At 39.3% G+C, this 21,144-nt stretch carries 10 protein-coding genes; all 10 read left to right on the top strand.

Annotated features, from left to right (window positions below):
- Positions 1 to 158: 158 nt before the first annotated feature.
- Complete coding sequence (locus QS39_RS11050) at positions 159 to 10,760, top strand: mucin-binding protein (protein ID WP_077805094.1); 10,602 nt, start codon at positions 159 to 161, stop codon at positions 10,758 to 10,760.
- 258 nt (positions 10,761 to 11,018) lie between these two features.
- Complete coding sequence (gene ylqF, locus QS39_RS07465; RefSeq protein WP_000201307.1) at positions 11,019 to 11,870, top strand: ribosome biogenesis GTPase YlqF; 852 nt, start codon at positions 11,019 to 11,021, stop codon at positions 11,868 to 11,870.
- Positions 11,857 to 12,636 carry a ribonuclease HII gene (locus QS39_RS07470; protein ID WP_077805095.1) on the top strand — a complete coding sequence of 260 codons (780 nt, stop codon included), beginning with the start codon at positions 11,857 to 11,859 and terminating at the stop codon, positions 12,634 to 12,636. The genes ylqF and QS39_RS07470 overlap by 14 nt, the downstream gene beginning before the upstream one ends.
- Before the next feature lie 16 nt (positions 12,637 to 12,652).
- A complete protein-coding gene (locus QS39_RS07475) occupies positions 12,653 to 14,203 on the top strand; it encodes a ClC family H(+)/Cl(-) exchange transporter (RefSeq protein ID WP_077805096.1) in 1,551 nt (516 codons plus the stop codon).
- Positions 14,204 to 14,505: 302 nt separating this feature from the next.
- The gene (gene pgdA, locus QS39_RS07480; RefSeq protein WP_077805097.1) at positions 14,506 to 15,897 is read left to right on the top strand and encodes a peptidoglycan-N-acetylglucosamine deacetylase PgdA; all 1,392 of its coding nucleotides are present in this window, start codon (positions 14,506 to 14,508) and stop codon (positions 15,895 to 15,897) included.
- A gap of 76 nt (positions 15,898 to 15,973) precedes the next feature.
- Positions 15,974 to 16,816, top strand: a complete 843-nt coding sequence (locus tag QS39_RS07485; RefSeq protein ID WP_077805098.1) for an aldo/keto reductase — start codon at positions 15,974 to 15,976, stop codon at positions 16,814 to 16,816.
- 268 nt (positions 16,817 to 17,084) lie between these two features.
- Complete coding sequence (locus QS39_RS07490) at positions 17,085 to 17,456, top strand: GFA family protein (RefSeq protein WP_023942504.1); 372 nt, start codon at positions 17,085 to 17,087, stop codon at positions 17,454 to 17,456.
- Positions 17,457 to 17,491: 35 nt separating this feature from the next.
- On the top strand, positions 17,492 to 18,409 hold the full coding sequence (glyQ, locus tag QS39_RS07495) for a glycine--tRNA ligase subunit alpha (RefSeq protein ID WP_023941248.1): 918 nt from the start codon (positions 17,492 to 17,494) through the stop codon (positions 18,407 to 18,409).
- 259 nt (positions 18,410 to 18,668) lie between these two features.
- On the top strand, positions 18,669 to 20,705 hold the full coding sequence (gene glyS / locus QS39_RS07500; protein WP_077805099.1) for a glycine--tRNA ligase subunit beta: 2,037 nt from the start codon (positions 18,669 to 18,671) through the stop codon (positions 20,703 to 20,705).
- A gap of 42 nt (positions 20,706 to 20,747) precedes the next feature.
- Complete coding sequence (locus tag QS39_RS07505; RefSeq protein ID WP_077805100.1) at positions 20,748 to 21,005, top strand: DUF896 family protein; 258 nt, start codon at positions 20,748 to 20,750, stop codon at positions 21,003 to 21,005.
- The last annotated feature ends 139 nt before the right edge of the window (positions 21,006 to 21,144 follow it).

A 21,144-nucleotide genomic window follows, 5' to 3' on the forward strand; every position in this document is an offset into this window, starting at 1 on the left:
GTTTATATTTGTATAAAAATTTAAACGCTCTCATTTGATATAAACAAGCATTTTGAGTATAATAGAGGAAAGAAGAATATTATCTTAAGCGTATATATATATATATATATATGCATGCATGTATGTATGTATACGTATCTGAATGATTGGAGTCTGAAATGGGTAAATTTGAAAAACAACTAAAATATAGTATTCGAAAAGTAAGTGTCGGTGCAGCTAGTGTCGTCATTGGTGCTTTTTACCTTGCCATGGGGGCAGGTGTGGTACACGCTGAAACGAATACTACTACTACTGATGGAGGTGCAAGTCACTCTCGTCCGTCTCCAGAACCGGAGACAAGCCGACCTAACAGTCTGACTTCCTCTAGCTATGGGGCGGAGCCTGCTCAAAATCCAGGTGTCTCTGGAAAACCAACAGAGTCAACAACACCTAAAGAGAAAGAAAATAATGAAACCCTTAATGCAACGCAGCCGACAGAAGCGTCTACGTCTGCTAATACTAGAGGTCGCCGTGTAAGAAGAGAGGTAGGAGATGCTCCTGCTGGCGGAACTTCTAATACTCCTACTGGAACTGAGACACCTGCCGGGGCTTCAACTGAGAATAACGAAACATTAAATTCTGCTCTAACCGAACGTAAGGGGGCTACAGTACAACCAAATCAACCAGGGATAAATACACCAAAAGAAGGTGAGCATGGAGCACATGATCCGAGTGCTCACATAAGTTTCGATGATCCTGGTCATAATGCTACAGTTGAAGAAATGTGGAAAATTATCCAACATATGCCGGATGACTTCCAAAATAACGAGCGTTCATACTTGAGAAATATGGATACTCTAGGAAGAGAACTTCGATTTGATAAGACTGCTGAGAATCCAGAGGGTGTACCTCTCCAACCGGGTGAAATTAGAGAACTTCATGACTTTGGTGGTTGGCATGCCATTGATGAAAATGGAAACAAAGGTAAGTTCGTTATCGGTAGAAAGAACGCACAAGGTTACTTCACAGGTTGGCATAAAGTTGGACAAACTGAGAATGGGATTCCGATAATTGAACAAGGTGGTATGCTTGGGGCAGATGCCTTAGATAACATCTATGTGCATGAGCAAGCCTTAGATCGTCGTTTTGATTATATGCTGATGCTTGTTAAAGGGCGTACACGTGCCAATCGTAATGAAACTGTAGCGGATAATTCGACGTATGATCCACGGGCTCAGAATGAACGTGCAGAGGCGGCTGGCGCTAATTATAATAAGCTTCCGTTTTTAGAAAAGGATAAATTTAATAAATATTCTCCAGGTGTCGTTGGCTACAATGGGATAGAGAAGAAATTCACAGCCTTTTCTACTAAATACGGAAGTCGTGTTCGCGTTGATTTTGTGACAGGGTACATCACAGATATTAACGGTTCTAAAGGAAGTTATCGAGTAGTAATTAAAGCTCAAAATAGTAAGGGCGAAGAAACAAAAGTTTATGATGAAACTATTTCTCGTGTAGCTGAAATCGTTCAGAATGAAGAGTTGTATAAGAAAGGTTTGAATGTTGAAGCGGCACATGAAAACATTTTGAAATTTTTAAAAGATGAGTTTAATTACCGTTTTAATAAAATTAAAAATGAGAAAGTAAAAGCTACTCCATTATTAGGAAGAACAAGAGAAAAAGATTATACACCAGAGCAACAAAAAGTATACGATCAAATTGTAGAAGAAGCTACGGAAGAAGCTAAAAAACAAGGCGATATTGTGATGAATGTTACTGAAGACTTCTTAAGTATAAGAAAATCAAAGGAAAGAGATTCAGAGTGGAAGAAAACTTTCACAAGTACATCACAGTCACCTATAAAGCTATCGAATGACTTGAATAATTTATTGAAAAATGCTGATAAAGATACTCCTAATACCCCAACTTGGCTAAGTTCAGGTAGTTCTCAAGCTAAAGCTGATGACAGAGCATATAGATTACTCACTACTCTTATACCAGGTGCTAAGAAAATTACCTATCATGTTAACGATGATCAGCTGGAAGTTGAAACAGATAAATACACATATACTGCCGCTAGAAACGGTAGTAAGGAAGTTGGTATTCAAGGGTCAGATATAGCAGCAACTCTAAGTGCTGATGCATATGGTGCTAATCCCCAAACCTTTGATAGAGAGAATACAAATACAAAAGCGAATAATCTTAATCATGGTTGGGCTACATCTAGTTCTGAAGAATTCAAACATTTCTCAAAATTTTTAGGAGTAGATAAAGGGATTGAGCGTACGAATGTGATTTCTGATGAAGAACTGTCGGCTAAGATTAAGGAAGCAGTGGGTCCTGGATATAGCAAACTAGGAAAAGCAGGCTACTTCTCTACTGCGGACATTCCTTTAGGAACGGATATTGTATCGTATACTGTACAAGTAATTCCATCTGATAATGAAAGAGTTGGGGTAAACCCTCAAAGTTCTCGTATTCAGTATAATATGCCGATTCTAGCCGATTTCTCAGTAATCCAAGATACGGTAGAACCATCTAAAGAAGTAGCAAGAAGAATTATTACTAAGTTAAAAGAGAAAGGTAAAATTACTGAAGACCAAGAGAAGAAAATAAAAGAAGAAATCGACAAGAGTAAAAAGACATCTGAACTAAGATCAGCTATGTCAGGAGATGTTACTGTTCGTTATGTTGATACTGCTGGAAATAATTTACCAATTACTGATGCAGATGCTAAAAAAGCTGGAGAAAAAACGGATAATGGCTATTTAGTAAGAAAAGATGTACTGATTGGTACAGACTATGATGTGAATTCAAAAAAAGTTTCGTCTTTTAAAGCGACTAATGGAAAATATTATGCTTTAAGATCAGTTGGTGGAGGACTAGAAACTTCATCAGATGCCCCAAATGGAAGTATCACAAAGAAAAATACAGTAATCACATTTGTATATGAAGAAAGAACTGTACCGCCTACAGGTAAAGGTGTCGTTCACTTCAAGAAACAAGTATCTGAAACAGTAACAGAACCGTTAACTGGATATGGTGATATTACGCTAGAAGGTAATGTTGGAGAGACATTCTCTCCAACAGATGTGGATACTAGAATAACAGCGCTGAAAAATGCTGGGTATGAAATTGTAACAAATGAGTTTGATACAAATAGTAAAACAATTGACTCAACGACAGATGAAGACGGACAAGAGCCAAGTCAGGTGTATAATGTAACTGTAAGAGAAAAAGTAGTAACAGTAACAACTCCACCAACTCCAAATACACCGGTTGATCCTAGTGTTCCAGAAGGACCAAAATGGCCAGAAACAGGACTAGCAAAATCTGACTTAGAAAAAGAAGTTACACGTACGATTACTTATGTTAAGAAAGACACTGCGGATGGACCAGAAATAGCGGATGCGAAACCAACTAAGAAACAAACAGCGCACTTCAAACGTAGTGCAACATACAACTTAGTAACAAAAGTAGTAACGCCAGGAGATTGGGGAAGTACGGATAATACCTTAACGGCTGTACCAACAGAGAAATTAGAAGGGTATATTGCAGATAGAGCTTCTGTAGAAGCAGTAACTGTGCCAGATACTTCAGGAAATATTACTGAAAAAGTTGTTTACACGAAATTAGGAAGTTGGGTACCAAACTTACCGAAAGGTGTAACACCACCTGAAGGAACAGATATGACACCAAAACCATATCCGAACCATCCAACCGACCCAACAAAACCAGGAGATCCAACACCAGGACTTATTCCATATGTACCAGGATACACACCAAATGTTGGCGGAACTCCTTTAGTACCGAAAAATCCAACAGATTTAACGGAAGGATATACACCACCAACTCCAACAGATCCAAAAACAAATATAGAAATAAACTATACACCAGACCCACAAAAAGCTGTAGTGAAAGTCTATACGATCAGAGATGGCGTAAAAATAGAATTGCCGAATGAAAAAGTAAGTATCGATAGTGGTATACCAGACGCTGCAATTCCTTCAACAAAGCTTGATGAAAAAATCAAAGACTTAGAAAAACGTGGATATATTGTAGATAATAAAACACCATTAAAAGGTGAAACGTTTGATAAAGTAAAAGATTCAGAAACTGGAGACCCATCGCAAGTTTATGAACTCATTCTTAGAGAGCGTACATCAGTTGAAACAGAAACAAAATCTGTAACACGTACGATTAAATACTATAAAATTGATGAAACAAATGGATCAAAAGTTGAAGTTGATAATGGTAAATTAACGAATACTAAGACAGCTGAATTTACCCGCGAAGTAACTACTAACTTAGCGACAGGTCTAACAACAATCGGTGCATGGAGTGATAAACAAACACTAGATGAAGTGAAAACTCCAGTATTAACTGGATATATAGCTGATAAAGTGAAGGTTCCTTCTAGTGAAGTGACAGCTGATACTGAATCGTTTGAAGAGGAAGTTGTATACAAGAAAATTGGAAACTGGGTACCAAAAGTGCCAGGTGTAGAAAACCCAACACCAATTCCATATCCAAACGATCCAAACGATCCAACAAAACCTAAATATCCTGATTATCCGACAAAACCAGGAAATCCAGGAGAAACACCAAACCCTCAACCTGGTACCCCAGACGGTGAAACTCCAGGAACTCCTGAAAAACCAAAAACTCCACCGGTAATTCCATATGTACCTGGATACACACCAAAAATCGGAGACAAACCGTTGGAACCAGTTGATCCAAATAATCCAGAAACTGGATACAGGGTACCACCGATTCCAGAAACACCAGAAAACGATACGCCGATTGAGTATGAAAAAGATCCTCAAAAAGCTGTGGTGAAAGTAGTTAAGGTTGAAGGTGAAGGAGAAAAACAAGTTAAGACACCATTAGAAAATGATACAGTGTTTATTAATAATGGTTCGACAGATGAAACAATCCCAACAACAGACCTAAACACTAAGATTGCAGACTTAGAAAAACGTGGATATGTAGTTGAAAATAAAACATTATTAGAAAATCAAAAATTTGATAATAAGAAAGATCCAGAAACAGGAGATCCAACACAAGTATTCGAATTACTTGTTAAGGAACGTACAGTAACAGTAACAGAGCCGAAAAATCCAAATGATCCAGTAGATCCAGATAAACCAGAAGGACCAAAATGGCCAACAGAAGGCTTAGCAAAATCTGACTTAGAAAAAGAAGTAACAAGAACAATTACTTACGTTAAGAAAGAAACTGCGGATGGACCAGAAATAGCGGATGCGAAACCAACTAAGAAACAAACAGCCCACTTCAAACGTAGTGCAACATACAACTTAGTAACAAAAGTAGTAACGCCAGGAGACTGGACAAGTACGGATAAAACTCTAGAAGCTGTACCGACAGAAAAATTAGATGGATATGTAGCAAACGTACCTTCAGTAGAAGAAGTAGAAACTAATGTAAATTCAACTAATATAGATCGCAAAGTAGTTTATACTAAGTTAGGATCATGGGTACCAAAAGTGCCAGGTGTAGAAACACCAACGCCACTGCCATATCCAAACCATCCGACTGATCCAACTAAACCTGGAGAACCAGAATATCCACAGCCAGGAACACCAGTTGAACCAAACACACCGAAACCACCAGTGATTCCATATGTGCCAGGTTATACACCTAAGACACCAAATGGAAATCCATTAGTACCAGTTGATCCAGAACATCCAGAAAATGGATACAAGGTACCACCAGTACCAACAGAACCTGGAAACGATACACCAATTACGTATGAAGCAGATCCTCAAAAAGCTATAGTAAAATATGTTGTTGAAGGAACAACTAAAGTTCTTCATAAAGAAGAACTAACAGGTGATTCGGGAACTACAATTAACTATACAACAGCGAATAAGCTTGCAGAATTGAAAGTTCTTGGATATGAATTAGTAACTGACGGATTCACAACAGAGACAGGTAGAAACTTCGATAAAGATAAAACAGTTGATCAAACTTTCGAAGTAACAGTGAAACCAAAAGTGGTGGATGTCCCACCATTTGAACCAACAAATCCAAAAGGTGACGACAATCCAAAACCGGAACCAGGAAAACCAATTGATCCAGAAAATCCAAACGGACCAAAATGGACGCAAGCATTAATTGATAAACTGGAAACGACTAAACATGTTACACGTACAATCACTTATGTAGAAGATGGTACAGACAAAGAAGTAGCTAACAAAGCAACAGACAAAGTAACATTTACTCGTAGTTTGAAAGTTAATGTCGTAACGGGTGACGTTGTTGATCCTAATGTAGCATGGACATCAAATGATACAACATTCGACGAAGTAACATCACCTGTGGTTAAGGGATACATCTTAAAAGCTAATCAAGATGCGCAAAATGGGTTAGTATCAACAGATGGAACAAGAGTAGTAGCAAGTGCAAACTTAACAGAAGCATCTGAAAATCAAAATGTTAAAGTGCTTTATACTAAGTTAGGATCATGGGTGCCAACACCACCGGCAGGAGTAACACCTCCAACAGGAACGAATTTCGATCCAAAACCATATCCAAACCATCCGACTGATCCAACTAAACCTGGAGAACCAGAATATCCACAGCCAGGAACACCAGTTGAACCAAACACACCGAAACCACCAGTGATTCCATATGTGCCAGGTTATACACCTAAGACACCAGATGGAAATCCATTAGTACCAGTTGATCCAAACCATCCAGAAAATGGATACAAGGTACCACCAGTACCAACAGAACCTGGAAACGATACACCGATTACGTATGAAAAAGATCCTCAAAAAGCTATAGTAAAATATGTTGTTGAAGGAACAACTAAAGTTCTTCATAAAGAAGAACTAACAGGTGATTCGGGAACTACAATTAACTATACAACAGCGAATAAGCTTGCAGAATTGAAAGTTCTTGGATATGAATTAGTAACTGACGGATTCACAACAGCGACGGATAAGAACTTCGATAAAGATAAAACAGTTGATCAAACTTTCGAAGTAACAGTGAAACCAAAAGTGGTAGATGTCCCACCATTTGAACCAACAAATCCAAAAGGTGACGACAATCCAAAACCGGAACCAGGAAAACCAATTGATCCAGAAAATCCAAACGGACCAAAATGGACGAAAGAATTAATTGATAAACTGGCAACGACTAAACATGTTACACGTACAATAACTTATGTAGAAGATGGTACAGACAAAGAAGTAGCTAACAAAGCAACAGACAAAGTAACATTTACTCGTAGTTTGAAAGTTAATGTCGTAACGGGTGACGTTGTTGATCCTAATGTAGCATGGACATCAAATGATACAACATTCGACGAAGTAACATCACCTGTGGTTAAGGGATACATCTTAAAAGCTAATCAAGATGCGCAAAATGGGTTAGTATCAACAGATGGAACAAGAGTAGTAGCAAGTACAAACTTAACAGAAGCATCTGAAAATCAAAATCTAAAAGTGGTATATACGAAGTTAGGATCATGGGTACCAAAAGTGCCAGGTGTAGAAACACCAACGCCACTGCCATATCCAAACCATCCGACTGATCCAACTAAACCTGGAGAACCAGAATATCCACAGCCAGGAACACCAGTTGAACCAAACACACCGAAACCACCAGTGATTCCATATGTGCCAGGTTATACACCTAAGACACCAAATGGAAATCCATTAGTACCAGTTGATCCAGAACATCCAGAAAATGGATACAAGGTACCACCAGTGCCAACAGAACCTGGAAACGATACACCAATTACGTATGAAAAAGATCCTCAAAAAGCTATAGTAAAATATGTTGTTGAAGGAACAACTAAAGTTCTTCATACAGAAGAACTAACAGGTGATTCGGGAACTACAATTAACTATACAACAGCGAATAAGCTTGCAGAATTGAAAGTTCTAGGATATGAATTAGTAACTGACGGATTCACAACAGCGACGGATAAGAACTTCGATAAAGATAAAACAGTTGATCAAACTTTCGAAGTAACAGTGAAACCAAAAGTGGTAGATGTCCCACCATTTGAACCAACAAATCCAAAAGGTGACGACAATCCAAAACCGGAACCAGGAAAACCAATTGATCCAGAAAATCCAAACGGACCAAAATGGACGAAAGCATTAATTGATAAACTGGCAACGACTAAACATGTTACACGTACAATAACTTATGTAGAAGATGGTACAGACAAAGAAGTAGCTAACAAAGCAACAGACAAAGTAACATTTACTCGTAGTTTGAAAGTTAATGTCGTAACGGGTGACGTTGTTGATCCTAATGTAGCATGGACATCAAATGATACAACATTCGACGAAGTAACATCACCTGTGGTTAAGGGATACATCTTAAAAGCTAATCAAGATGCGCAAAATGGGTTAGTATCAACAGATGGAACAAGAGTAGTAGCAAGTGAAAACTTAAAAGCAACCTCTGAAAATCAAAATCTAAAAGTGGTATATACTAAGTTAGGATCATGGGTACCAAAAGTGCCAGGTGTAGAAACACCAACGCCACTACCATATCCAAACCATCCGACTGATCCAACTAAACCTGGAGAACCAGAATATCCACAGCCAGGAACACCAGTGATTCCATATGTGCCAGGTCATACACCTAAGACACCAGATGGAAATCCATTAGTACCAGTTGATCCAGAACATCCAGAAAATGGATACAAGGTACCACCAGTGCCAACAGAACCTGGAAACGATACACCGATTACGTATGAAAAAGTGCCAGATAAACCAAAACCAGAAATAACTGGTACAAAAGAAGTGACACGTACAATCAAATACGTGGATGAAAAAGGTAATGAATTAGCTAAACCATCTACGGATAAAGTTACATTCACGCGCAATGGTAGTGATTGGAATGCAGTTGATGGAGATAGTACATTTGATGCGGTGAAATCACCAGTAGTTAAAGGTTACATCTTAAAAGATTCAGCTCAAAAAGTAGTTGAGAAAGAAACAGTTAAGTCAGACGCAAAAGATGAAACAATTACTGTGGTTTACACTAAAGTAGGTTCATATGTACCAAAAGTACCAGAAGGAGTAACTCCACCAAGTCCAACACCGTATGACAACGATCCACAGGATCCAAGTAAAGTGGTGACACCAAATCCGGAAAAACCACAAGATCCAAACGATCCAAACAGTCCGAAAGTACCAGTGATTCCACAAGTACCAGGACATACTCCGGTAGTACCAAAAGACCCAACAAAACCAGTGAGTCCAGAAAACCCACTAGTACCGTTAACACCGGTGGATCCAAACCATCCAGAAAAAGGATATAACGTACCACCAGTGCCAAAAACACCAGGTCAAGATACACCGATTACGTATGAAAAAGACGGACAACAAAAAGCAACCACAAGCTTCGTGGATCCAAAAGGAAATGTATTAGAAACACCAATCACAGAAACAGGAGATTCAAATACACCATTAACAAAAGACGGTGAAATCAAAGCAACAATTGCGAAATTAAAACTAAAAGGATATGATGTTGAAACTAACACGTATCCACCAACAGGAACGTTCGACAACGATCCTAAGGTTGATCAATACTTCAAGGTGACATTAACACCACGTGTTAAACCAGTGAAACCATTTGATCCAACAAATCCGAAAGATCCAAATAAACCAGTACCAGGACAACCAATCGATCCAGATACACCAGTAGATCCAAATAATCCAAATGATCCAACAATTCCAAGATGGACAGACGAATTAATTAAGAAACTGGACGTTAAGAAAGAAGTAATACGTACAATTAACTATGTTGACGAAGAAGGAAACAAAGTTTCTAAACCATCAACAGACAAAGTTACATTTACACGTGAAGCTAAGATTAACGTAGTAACAGGTGAGATTACTTATGGAGACTGGAAAGCAGTTGGTGGAGATAGTACATTTGATAAAGTATCATCGCCAGTAGTTAAAGGTTACATCCTTAAAGACCCAGCTCAAAAAGAAGTAGCTGAAAGAAAAGGAATAACACCAACTGTTGCAAATCAAACGATTGAAGTGGTTTACAAGAAACTTGGTTCATGGGTACCAAAAGTGCCAGGTGTAGAAACACCAACGCCACTACCATATCCAAACGATCCGACAGACCCAACTAAGCCTGGTGATCCAACGGATCCTAATACACCAAATGTACCAGTGATTCCATACGTACCAGGATATACACCGAAGATTGGTGAAACACCGTTACAACCAAAAGTGCCAAATGATCCAACACAAGGATACATTCCACCAGTACCAACAGAACCTGGAAACGATACACCGATTGAGTATGTAAAAGTTCCAAATACACCTAGTCCGGAAGAACCGGTAAAACCAACTCCAGAAAGTAATCATATTACAATCTGGGTGGATGAAAATGGTAAGCCATTGAAACCAGAAAAACCTGGAACTCATGAACCAGGAAATATTCCTGGATATCGATTTATTACGACTACAACGAAAGATGGTGTAACTATTCATAAATTTGAAAAGATAACACCAGTAGAGCCTAATAATCCTGTTCCACAGAAACCGACCACACCGATTCCAACTCCACAAGATCCGACTATTCCAACACCAGAAAGTCAAATTCCAACTCCAAACATTCCAGAAGCAAATACTCCGACTTCTGAGACAAGTAGAAGAGAGGAATTACCAAACACAGGTACAGAAGCTAATGCTAACCTTGCAGCACTTGGACTTCTTGGAGCCCTAAGTGGATTTGGACTTCTTGCTCGCAAGAAAAAAGAAGACTAAAAACTCATAGTTTTTAAGAAGATGATTCGTCATCTTCTTTTTTCGTCTTTTCTTTTTTGATATTTAGTGCGATGAAAATCCTCTTTTTGAAGTCTAATATCCTTTATATAAGTTTACTGTATTGTAAAAGACATAAATAAAATTATGTTTAATGAATTTCTCATAGCCAAAAGACCATGCAAAAAAGGCTAATTTATGATAGAATAGAGGATAAGAAAGAAAACGTTTTAAAATTTTTCAATCCGAAGGAGATATATTATGGCTACTATTCAATGGTTTCCTGGTCACATGTCTAAAGCGCGTCGGCAGGTGCAGGAGAATTTAAAATTTGTTGATTTTGTGACGATTTTGGTGGATGCACGCTTACCTCTGTCTAGTCAAAATCCTATGTTGACTAAGATTGTTGGTGACAAACCAAAACTCTTGATTTTAAACAAGGCGGACTTGGCCGATCCAGCAATGACCAAGGAATGGCGTCAGTATTTTGAATCACAGGGAATCCAGACGCTGGCTATTAACTCCAAAGAGCAAGTGACTGTAAAAGTTGTAACAGATGCGGCCAAAAAGCTCATGGCGGATAAGATTGCTCGCCAAAAAGAACGTGGTATCAAGATTGAAACCTTGCGTACCATGATTATCGGGATTCCAAACGCTGGTAAATCCACTCTCATGAACCGTTTGGCTGGTAAGAAAATTGCCGTTGTCGGCAATAAACCAGGGGTTACCAAGGGGCAACAATGGCTCAAAACAAATAAAGACCTGGAAATCTTGGACACACCAGGGATTCTCTGGCCTAAGTTTGAGGATGAAACTGTTGCGCTTAAGTTGGCCTTAACTGGAGCTATTAAAGACCAGTTGCTTCCTATGGATGAGGTAACTATTTTTGGTCTCAATTATTTCAAAGAACATTATCCAGAAAAGCTGGCTGAACGCTTCAAACAAATGAAGATTGAAGAAGAAGCGCCGGTTATTATTATGGACATGACCCGTGCCCTCGGTTTCCGTGATGACTATGACCGTTTTTACAGTCTCTTCGTGAAGGAAGTCCGCGACGGCAAACTCGGTAACTATACCTTAGATACATTGGAAGACCTCGATGGCGACGATTAAAGAAATCAAAGAACTCCTTGAAACGGTCAAGGACCTTGATAGCCCTATTTTTCTAGATCTTGAAAAGGATAATCGCTCAGGAGTTCAAAAGGAAATCAGCAAGCGTAAAAAAGCCATTCAGGCAGAATTGGATGAGGATTTTCGTTTGGAATCCATGCTTTCCTACGAAAAGGAACTTTATAGGCAAGGATTGACCTTAATTGCTGGTGTTGATGAGGTCGGCCGTGGTCCTCTGGCTGGACCTGTAGTTGCTGCAGCCGTTATTTTGCCTAAAAATTGTAAGATTAGAGGCCTCAACGACAGCAAGAAAATTCCTAAAAAGAAACATCTGGAGATTTTCCAAGCCGTTCAGGACCAAGCCTTGTCAATCGGCATTGGTATCATGGATAATCAGGTCATCGACCAAGTTAATATCTATGAAGCAACCAAACTGGCCATGAAGGAAGCTATCTCCCAGCTCAGTCCTCAACCTGAACATCTCTTAATAGATGCTATGAAACTGGATTTACCAATTTCACAAACCTCCATCATCAAAGGTGATGCTAATTCCCTTTCAATTGCAGCAGCTTCCATAGTAGCCAAGGTGACACGTGATGAATTGATGAATGACTACGATCAGCAGTTCCCTGGCTATGATTTTGCTTCTAATGCAGGATATGGAACAGCTAAACACCTGGAAGGCCTCACAAAACTAGGAGTTACCCCAATTCACCGAACCAGCTTTGAACCCGTTAAATCACTGGTTTCAGGAGAAAAAGAAAGTTAAGTTAGAAGGAATGATTATGAAGGAACAGTCAGAAACACTCAGTTCCAAGAAAGAATTTGCCTTTGCCTCAAGTACTATATTATCCCAAGTTGGACGAGGAGTCATCGTCGGTCTCGTTGTTGGAATTATCGTTGGATCCTTTCGTTTCTTAATTGAAAAAGGATTCCACCTGATACAAGGACTTTATCAAGATCAAGCGCACCTAGTGCGCAACCTTTTTATCATTGGTCTATTTTATTTAATAGTTTGTTGGCTCAGTGCGAAATTAACTCGATCAGAAAAAGATATCAAAGGCTCAGGAATTCCTCAAGTCGAAGCCGAATTAAAGGGATTGATGACTCTCAACTGGTGGGGAATTCTTTGGAAAAAATATATTCTAGGAATTCTTGCTATTGCAAGTGGCCTTATGCTGGGGCGTGAGGGACCAAGCATTCAACTCGGAGCGGTTGGTGGTAAAGGAATTGCCAAGTGGCTCAAATCCAGTCCAGTAGAGGAGCGTTCCCTTATTGCAAGTGGGGCTGCAGCAGGACTAGCAGCTGCCTTTAATGCTCCCATTGCAGGACTTCTCTTTGTGGTAGAAGAAGTCTATCACCATTTTTCGCGCTTTTTCTGGGTCTCAACTCTAGCGGCCAGTCTCGTAGCAAACTTTGTTTCTCTGCTCATATTTGGCCTAACACCCGTACTGGATATGCCAGACAACATCCCACTCATGACCCTAGACCAGTATTGGATTTACCTCCTTATGGGAGTTTTTCTTGGACTTTCTGGTTTTCTCTATGAGAAAGCTGTGCTCAATGTTGGTCGAGTCTATGATTGGCTTGGTCAAAAAATCCATTTGGATAGAGCTTATTACCCAATTCTGGCCTTCATTCTCATCATACCAGTCGGAATCTTCTTACCCCAAATCCTTGGTGGTGGAAATCAGCTGGTTCTTTCCCTAACTGAGCAAGATTTTAGTTTCCAAGTTCTATTAGTTTACTTTTTGATTCGCTTTATCTGGAGCATGATTAGCTATGGAAGTGGCCTTCCAGGAGGTATTTTCCTACCCATTTTGGCGCTTGGTTCATTGCTTGGAGCTCTAGTTGGTGTTATTTGTGTCAATCTTGGACTTGTCAGTCAAGAGCAGTTTCCTATATTTGTCATTCTGGGAATGAGTGGCTATTTTGGAGCGATTTCTAAAGCTCCCTTAACCGCCATGATTCTGGTAACCGAAATGGTAGGAGATATTCGCAATCTCATGCCACTTGGTTTAGTGACCTTAGTTGCCTACATCATCATGGATCTGCTCAAGGGTGCACCAGTCTATGAGGCTATGTTGGAAAAAATGCTGCCAGAAGAAGCGACAGATGAAGGAGAAGTCACTCTCATTGAAATCCCTGTTTCAGATAAAATAGCAGGAAAACAAGTACACGAACTCAACTTGCCACATAACGTACTCATCACCACCCAAGTTCATAATGGCAAGAGCCAAACAGTTAACGGCTCAACCAGAATGTATCTCGGAGATATGATTCACTTAGTGATTCCCAAAAGTGAAATTGGGAAAGTAAAAGATTTATTGTTGTAGGAGTTTTTTACATAATTTATATTACGTAAAAAGTTGACTTGATTTATTTAGAAAACCGATTCTCAGCAATGAGATCGAGTCTGGGACAAAAGTCTAGCCTTAAATATAAAAAGCGAACAAAACGAGTTATCTGACACTCAGAATTCTGTCTTGTTCGCTTTTTTATCTAATCTATCGATTTTTAAAATTTATAATAAAGAATTCCTAAAATCAAAATCTTTTTGTCCCAGACTCCTCTTTTTTAATATACTATTTCCTCCAAAATCATTGAAATTATAGCTTGAATTTGATATGATGGTCTTATGGATAAAAGTAGAGCAAAGCGTGAGAATCACGATAAGATAAGAATGAGTCTAATAGCCCTAGTAGCTATCTTCTCAGTAAGTATTTGTGTCCTTGGTTCAATGATTGGATATAAAATATACACAAAACAAAGTTTTGAACAAAAGATTGAATCGCTCAAAAAAGAGAAAGATGATCAATTGAGTGAGGGAAATCAGAAGGATCATTTTCGTAAGGGACAAGCAGAAGTAATTGCCTATTATCCTCTCCAAGGGGAGCAAGTGATTTCGTCTATAAAGGGAATTATGACACAGGATATTAAAGACAATCTAGAGGATAAGGAAAATCTGGTTTTTTATTATACGGAGAAACAGGATTCGACTTTAAAAGGGATTGTCAACCGAAGTGTGATGAAACAAGTCTATGATTTAACTTCGTCAAAAGTTGAAGAGACTGAAAAAACTAGTCTAGCGAAAGTGCATTTGACAGAAGACGGTAAACCTTTTACCCTTGATCAACTATTTTCAGATGCTAGTAAGGCTAAAGAGCAACTGATAAAAGAACTGACTTCTTTTTTACAGGATAAGAAATTGGAGCAAGAAAAGGTCGATCAGATTGTTAAAGGTTTGTCTGACCAAGACTTGTCTGCATGGAATTTTGATTACAAGGATAGTCAGATTCTTATTTATCCGAGTCAGCCTATTGAAAATCTGGATGAGATTGCCTTGCCAGTATCAAGTTTCTTTGAGGTCATTCAGTCCTCTTATTTATTAGATAAGGATGCAGAGCTATATAAGGCTTATTATGAAAAGAAAAATCGTAAAGTAGTAGCCTTGACTTTTGATGATGGACCAAATCCTGCAACGACAAATCAAGCATTAGATACACTTTCTAAGTATGGTATCAAGGCAACTTTCTTTGTTTTAGGTAAGAATGTTTCTGGCAATGAAGAGATTTTGAAACGAATGAAAGCAGATGGGCATGTCATTGGGAACCATAGTTGGAGCCATCCAGTTCTTTCAAAACTTTCGCTTGATGAAGCTAAAAAACAAATTACTGATACTGAGGATGCGCTAACTAAGGTGCTGGGTTCTAGCTCTAAACTTATGCGTCCGCCTTATGGAGCCATTACAGACGACATTCGCAAAAGCTTAGATTTGAGCTTTATTATGTGGGATGTAGATAGTCTGGACTGGAAAAGTAAAAATGAAGCAGCTATTTTGACAGAAATTCAGCGTGAAGTCAAGAATGGTTCTATTATTCTCATGCATGATATCCATGCTGAAACAGTGAATGCTTTACCAAAGGTTATTGACTATTTGAAAGGGCAAGGTTATGACTTTGTGACAATTCCAGATTTGTTAGATACTCGTCTTAAACCTCACCAACTCTATTACGACCGCAATCAATAATACACAAAATCTAAAGAGAAAAGTTTTCCTTGAAAATTTGGCTCTTTGGATTTTCTTCTCATAGAAAGGAAAAATAATGAAATCTTATACTTTAAATAATGGCGTTCCAATTCCAGTTCTAGGATTTGGAACCTGGAAAGCTGAAAATGGGGAGATTGCCTACCAAGCTGTCCTAGAGGCTTTAAAGGCAGGCTATCGCCATATCGATACGGCAGCTATTTATAAAAATGAAGAAAGCGTTGGTTTTGCCATTCAAGATAGTGGCGTTCCGCGTGAGGAAATTTTTGTAACCAGCAAACTCTGGAATACAAATCATAGCTATGAGCAAGCTCGTCAGGCTTTTGAAGAGTCTTTAGAGAAGCTGGGCTTGGATTATTTGGATCTGTATTTGATTCATTGGCCAAATCCAAAACCACTCAGAGAAAATGACCAATGGAAAATCCGAAATACGGAAGTTTGGAGGGCGATGGAAGACCTCTATCAAGAAGGCAAAATCCGTGCTATTGGAGTTAGTAATTTCCTTCCCCATCATTTGGATGCCTTGCTTGAAACAGCAAAAATTCTTCCAGCGGTCAATCAAATCCGCTTGGCGCCAGGTGTGTATCAAGAGGAAGTCGTAGCTTACTGTAGAGAAAAAGGAATTTTATTGGAAGCTTGGGGACCTTTTGGTCAGGGAGAATTATTTGATAGTAAGGAAGTCCAAGAAATCGCAGCAAATCATGGAAAGTCTGTTGCTCAGATAGCCTTGGCATGGAGCTTGGTAGAAGGATTTTTACCACTTCCGAAATCTGTTACAGCCTCTCGTATTCAGGCTAATCTTGATTGTTTCGGAATTGAGCTGAGTCACGAGGAGCGAGAAACATTAAAAACGATAGCTGTTCAGTCTGGTGCTCCACGAGTTGATGATATGGATTTCTAGAAAATCATAAAAAGAATTGTACATTGTTCTAATTTTTGATATAATAGTCAACAGGAAAGAAAGTCTTATGGCGTTCTTCAAGCGAGCTTGGGATAGTGGGAGCCAAGTAGGGCAAAATAAAGAACTGGCGCTTTCTGTAGTATTTTCAAAAACAATGAAGTAATAAATTAGGGTGGAACCGCGTTTCTGACGCCCCTAGTCGCAAGGCTTGGGTGTTGAAATTCGGTTCTTTTTGAATTCGTCTAATGCCTAAGTAGAAAGGAGCATCATGCTTAAAGGATCTTGTTTATGTAAAGCAGTGACCTACACTCTAGATGAGGAATTATCGGAATTAGTTTTTTGTCATTGCTCATTTTGTCGGAAAGCAACTGCGTCTGCCTATACAGTTAATGCTAAAGTTAGCAGTGAAAAGCTAGTATTGGATGGAAAAGAAAAGCTTGTTTCCTATAGTTCTTCTCCAGGAAAACAGCGTTATTACTGCCAGAACTGTCATAGTCAAATTTTCACTGTTCAAGAAAATATACCAGAAGTCTGTGCTTTGAAATTAGGTACAATAGATGAATGCGATCAGAATTTACAAACTGTTCCCAAACGTCATATTTTTCAGGACCCAGCCTTTTCTTGGTTGCTTGATAAATAAATCTAAAAAGATAATATAAATTAAAGGAGTAAACAATGTCTAAAAAATTGACTTTCCAGGAAATCATCCTTACTTTGCAACAATTTTGGAATGACCAAGGTTGTATGCTTATGCAGGCTTATGATAATGAAAAAGGTGCGGGAACCATGAGCCCTTACACTTTCCTTCGTGCTATCGGACCTGAGCCATGGAATGCAGCGTATGTAGAGCCATCACGTCGTCCTGCTGACGGTCGTTACGGGGAAAACCCTAACCGTCTCTACCAACACCACCAATTCCAAGTGGTTATGAAGCCTTCTCCATCAAATATTCAAGAACTGTACCTTGAGTCTTTGGAAAAATTGGGAATCAATCCTTTGGAGCACGATATCCGTTTTGTTGAGGACAACTGGGAAAACCCATCAACTGGTTCAGCTGGTCTTGGTTGGGAAGTTTGGCTTGATGGTATGGAAATCACTCAGTTCACTTATTTCCAACAAGTCGGTGGATTGGCAACTGGCCCTGTGACTGCGGAAGTTACCTATGGTTTGGAACGCTTGGCTTCTTACATCCAAGAAGTAGATTCTGTCTATGATATTGAGTGGGCCGATGGTGTAAAATACGGAGAAATCTTTATTCAGCCTGAGTACGAGCACTCAAAATATTCATTTGAAATTTCTGACCAAGAAATGTTGCTTGAAAACTTTGATAAGTTTGAAAAAGAGGCTGGTCGTGCTTTGGAAGAAGGTTTGGTTCACCCCGCCTATGACTATGTTCTCAAATGTTCACACACCTTTAACCTGCTTGATGCGCGTGGTGCCGTATCTGTAACAGAGCGCGCAGGCTATATCGCTCGTATCCGTAACTTGGCCCGTATCGTAGCCAAAACCTTTGTCGCAGAACGCAAACGTCTAGGCTACCCACTTTTGGATGAAGCAACACGAGCTAAACTCTTAGCAGAAGACGCAGAATAGTGAGTAATATTGTGCTCTAAAATCGTTAAAGGCAAGTCAAAGACTTGCTAGAGGGATATGCACCGCCGTACTGTTATGTGGGGATTTTTGAAACCTTGGGTTCAAAAATCAGTCAGCTAAATCCACTTTGATGAGACTGTTGGAAATCTTGATCAATTTTGCATTAGATTTCCATACAGACTCACAAAGTTAGTTAGCTACGTCCCCAGTACTTAAGGTGCATATCAAAAAAGATTGAAGAAAATGTAAAGGAAAAAACATGACAAAAAACTTATTAGTAGAACTCGGTCTTGAAGAATTACCAGCCTATGTTGTTACACCAAGTGAAAAACAACTAGGCGAAAAAATGGCAGCCTTCCTCAAGGAAAACCGCCTGTCTTTTGAAGCTGTTCAAACCTTCTCAACACCACGTCGCTTGGCTGTGCGTGTGACTGGTTTATCAGATAAACAGTCTGATTTGACTGAAGATTTTAAGGGGCCAGCAAAGAAAATTGCCTTGGATAGCGATGGAAACTTCACTAAAGCAGCTCAAGGCTTCGTCCGTGGAAAAGGCTTGACGGTTGAAGATATCGAATTCCGTGAAATCAAGGGTGAAGAATATGTCTATGTTACCAAGGAAGAAATTGGTCAAGCAGTTGAAGCCATTGTTCCTGGTGTTGTAGATGTCTTGAAGTCCTTGACTTTCCCTGTCAGCATGCACTGGGCTAACAACACCTTTGAATACATCCGTCCTGTTCACACTTTAACTGTTCTTTTAGATGAAGAAGAGTTTGATTTAGATTTCCTTGATATCAAGGGAGGTCGTGTGAGCCGTGGTCATCGTTTCTTGGGACAAGAAACCAAGATTCAGTCAGCATTGAGCTATGAAGAAGACCTTCGTAAGCAGTATGTAATCGCAGATCCACGTGAACGTGAGCAAATGATTATTGACCAAATTAAAGCAATCGAAGCTGAACATGGTGTACGTATCGAAATTGATGCTGATTTGCTTAATGAAGTCTTGAACTTGGTTGAATACCCAACTGCTTTTATGGGAAGTTTTGATGCTAAATACCTTGAGGTTCCAGAAGAAGTCTTGGTAACTTCGATGAAAGAACACCAACGTTACTTTGTTGTTCGTGATCAAGATGGCAAGCTCTTGCCAAACTTCATTTCTGTTCGTAATGGAAATGCAGAGTATTTGGAAAATGTTATCAAAGGAAATGAAAAAGTCTTGGTAGCCCGTTTGGAAGATGGTGAATTCTTCTGGCGTGAAGATCAAAAATTGGTCATTTCAGATCTTGTTGAAAAATTAAACAATGTAACCTTCCATGAGAAAATTGGTTCCCTTCGTGAACACATGATTCGTACGGGTCAGATTGCTATTCTCTTGGCAGAAAAAGCAGGCTTGTCAGCGGATGAAACGATTGACCTAGCCCGTGCAGCAGCCATTTACAAGTTTGACTTGTTGACAGGTATGGTTGGCGAATTTGACGAGCTCCAAGGAATTATGGGTGAAAAATATGCCCTTCTTGCTGGGGAAACTCCAGCGGTAGCAGCTGCTATTCGTGAACACTACATGCCTACATCAGCCGAAGGAGAACTTCCAGAGAGCAAGGTTGGAGCCATTCTAGCTATTGCAGACAAATTGGATACGATTTTGAGTTTCTTCTCAGTAGGCTTGATTCCATCAGGTTCTAATGACCCTTATGCCCTTCGTCGTGCGACGCAAGGTGTGGTTCGTATCTTGGATGCCTTTGGTTGGCACATTGCTATGGATGAGTTGATTGATAGCCTTTATGCTTTGAAATTTGACAGCTTGACTTATGAAAATAAAGCAGAAGTTATGAACTTTATCAAGGCTCGTGTTGATAAGATGATGGGCTCTACTCCAAAAGATATTAAGGAAGCCGTTCTTGCGGGGTCAAACTTTGTTGTGGCGGATATGTTGGAAGCAGCAAGTGCTCTCGTAGAAGCAAGTAAGGAAGAAGATTTCAAACCATCTGTTGAATCACTTTCTCGTGCCTTTAACTTGGCTGAGAAGGCAGAAGGAGTTGCTACAGTTGATACAGCTCTCTTTGAGAATGAAGAAGAGAAAGCCTTGGCAGAAGCAGTAGAATCACTCGTTTTGTCAGGGACTGCCAGTCAGCAATTGAAACAGCTTTTTGCGCTTAGTCCAGTTATTGATGCATTCTTTGAGAATACTATGGTTATGGCTGAAAATGAAGCAGTCCGTCAAAATCGTTTGGCAATCTTGTCGCAATTAACCAAGAAAGCAGCTAAACTTGCACGTTTTAACCAAATCAATACCAAATAAAATCTGTTAAACGGATTAAATCTTATCATAAAGGAGAGAAACATGGAACCTAAAAAAATTGATCGTATTAACGAGCTTGCCAAAAAGAAAAAAACAGAAGGCTTGACCCCAGAAGAAAAAGTAGAACAAGCCAAACTACGTGAGGAGTACATCGAAGGTTATCGTCGCACTGTTCGTCACCACATCGAAGGGATCAAAATTGTGGACGAAGAAGGAAACGATGTTACACCAGAGAAACTACGTCAAGTCCAACGTGAAAAAGGTTTACATGGCCGTAGTCTCGATGATCCAAATTCATAATAAGTATTCTTTCTTTTAATGAAATAATAATCAAAAGACTATCATACATAAATGAGCTGCACCTCAAAAGTTAGAGCTAGAAAATCTAACTTTTGAGGTGTTTTATTATGGAACTGAGTTATATAGTGAATTGAAATAA

Source organism: Streptococcus mitis, from assembly GCF_002005545.1.
Lineage (GTDB): Bacteria > Bacillota > Bacilli > Lactobacillales > Streptococcaceae > Streptococcus > Streptococcus mitis_I.

Excerpts from the sequence above, each read along its gene's own strand:
- QS39_RS11050 (WP_077805094.1), top strand. The coding sequence starts at position 159 with ATGGGTAAATTTGAAAAACAACTAAAATATAGTATTCGAAAAGTAAGT.
- ylqF (WP_000201307.1), top strand. The coding sequence starts at position 11,019 with ATGGCTACTATTCAATGGTTTCCTGGTCACATGTCTAAAGCGCGTCGG.
- QS39_RS07470 (WP_077805095.1), top strand. The coding sequence starts at position 11,857 with ATGGCGACGATTAAAGAAATCAAAGAACTCCTTGAAACGGTCAAGGAC.
- QS39_RS07475 (WP_077805096.1), top strand. The coding sequence starts at position 12,653 with ATGAAGGAACAGTCAGAAACACTCAGTTCCAAGAAAGAATTTGCCTTT.
- pgdA (WP_077805097.1), top strand. The coding sequence starts at position 14,506 with ATGGATAAAAGTAGAGCAAAGCGTGAGAATCACGATAAGATAAGAATG.
- QS39_RS07485 (WP_077805098.1), top strand. The coding sequence starts at position 15,974 with ATGAAATCTTATACTTTAAATAATGGCGTTCCAATTCCAGTTCTAGGA.
- QS39_RS07490 (WP_023942504.1), top strand. The coding sequence starts at position 17,085 with ATGCTTAAAGGATCTTGTTTATGTAAAGCAGTGACCTACACTCTAGAT.
- glyQ (WP_023941248.1), top strand. The coding sequence starts at position 17,492 with ATGTCTAAAAAATTGACTTTCCAGGAAATCATCCTTACTTTGCAACAA.
- glyS (WP_077805099.1), top strand. The coding sequence starts at position 18,669 with ATGACAAAAAACTTATTAGTAGAACTCGGTCTTGAAGAATTACCAGCC.
- QS39_RS07505 (WP_077805100.1), top strand. The coding sequence starts at position 20,748 with ATGGAACCTAAAAAAATTGATCGTATTAACGAGCTTGCCAAAAAGAAA.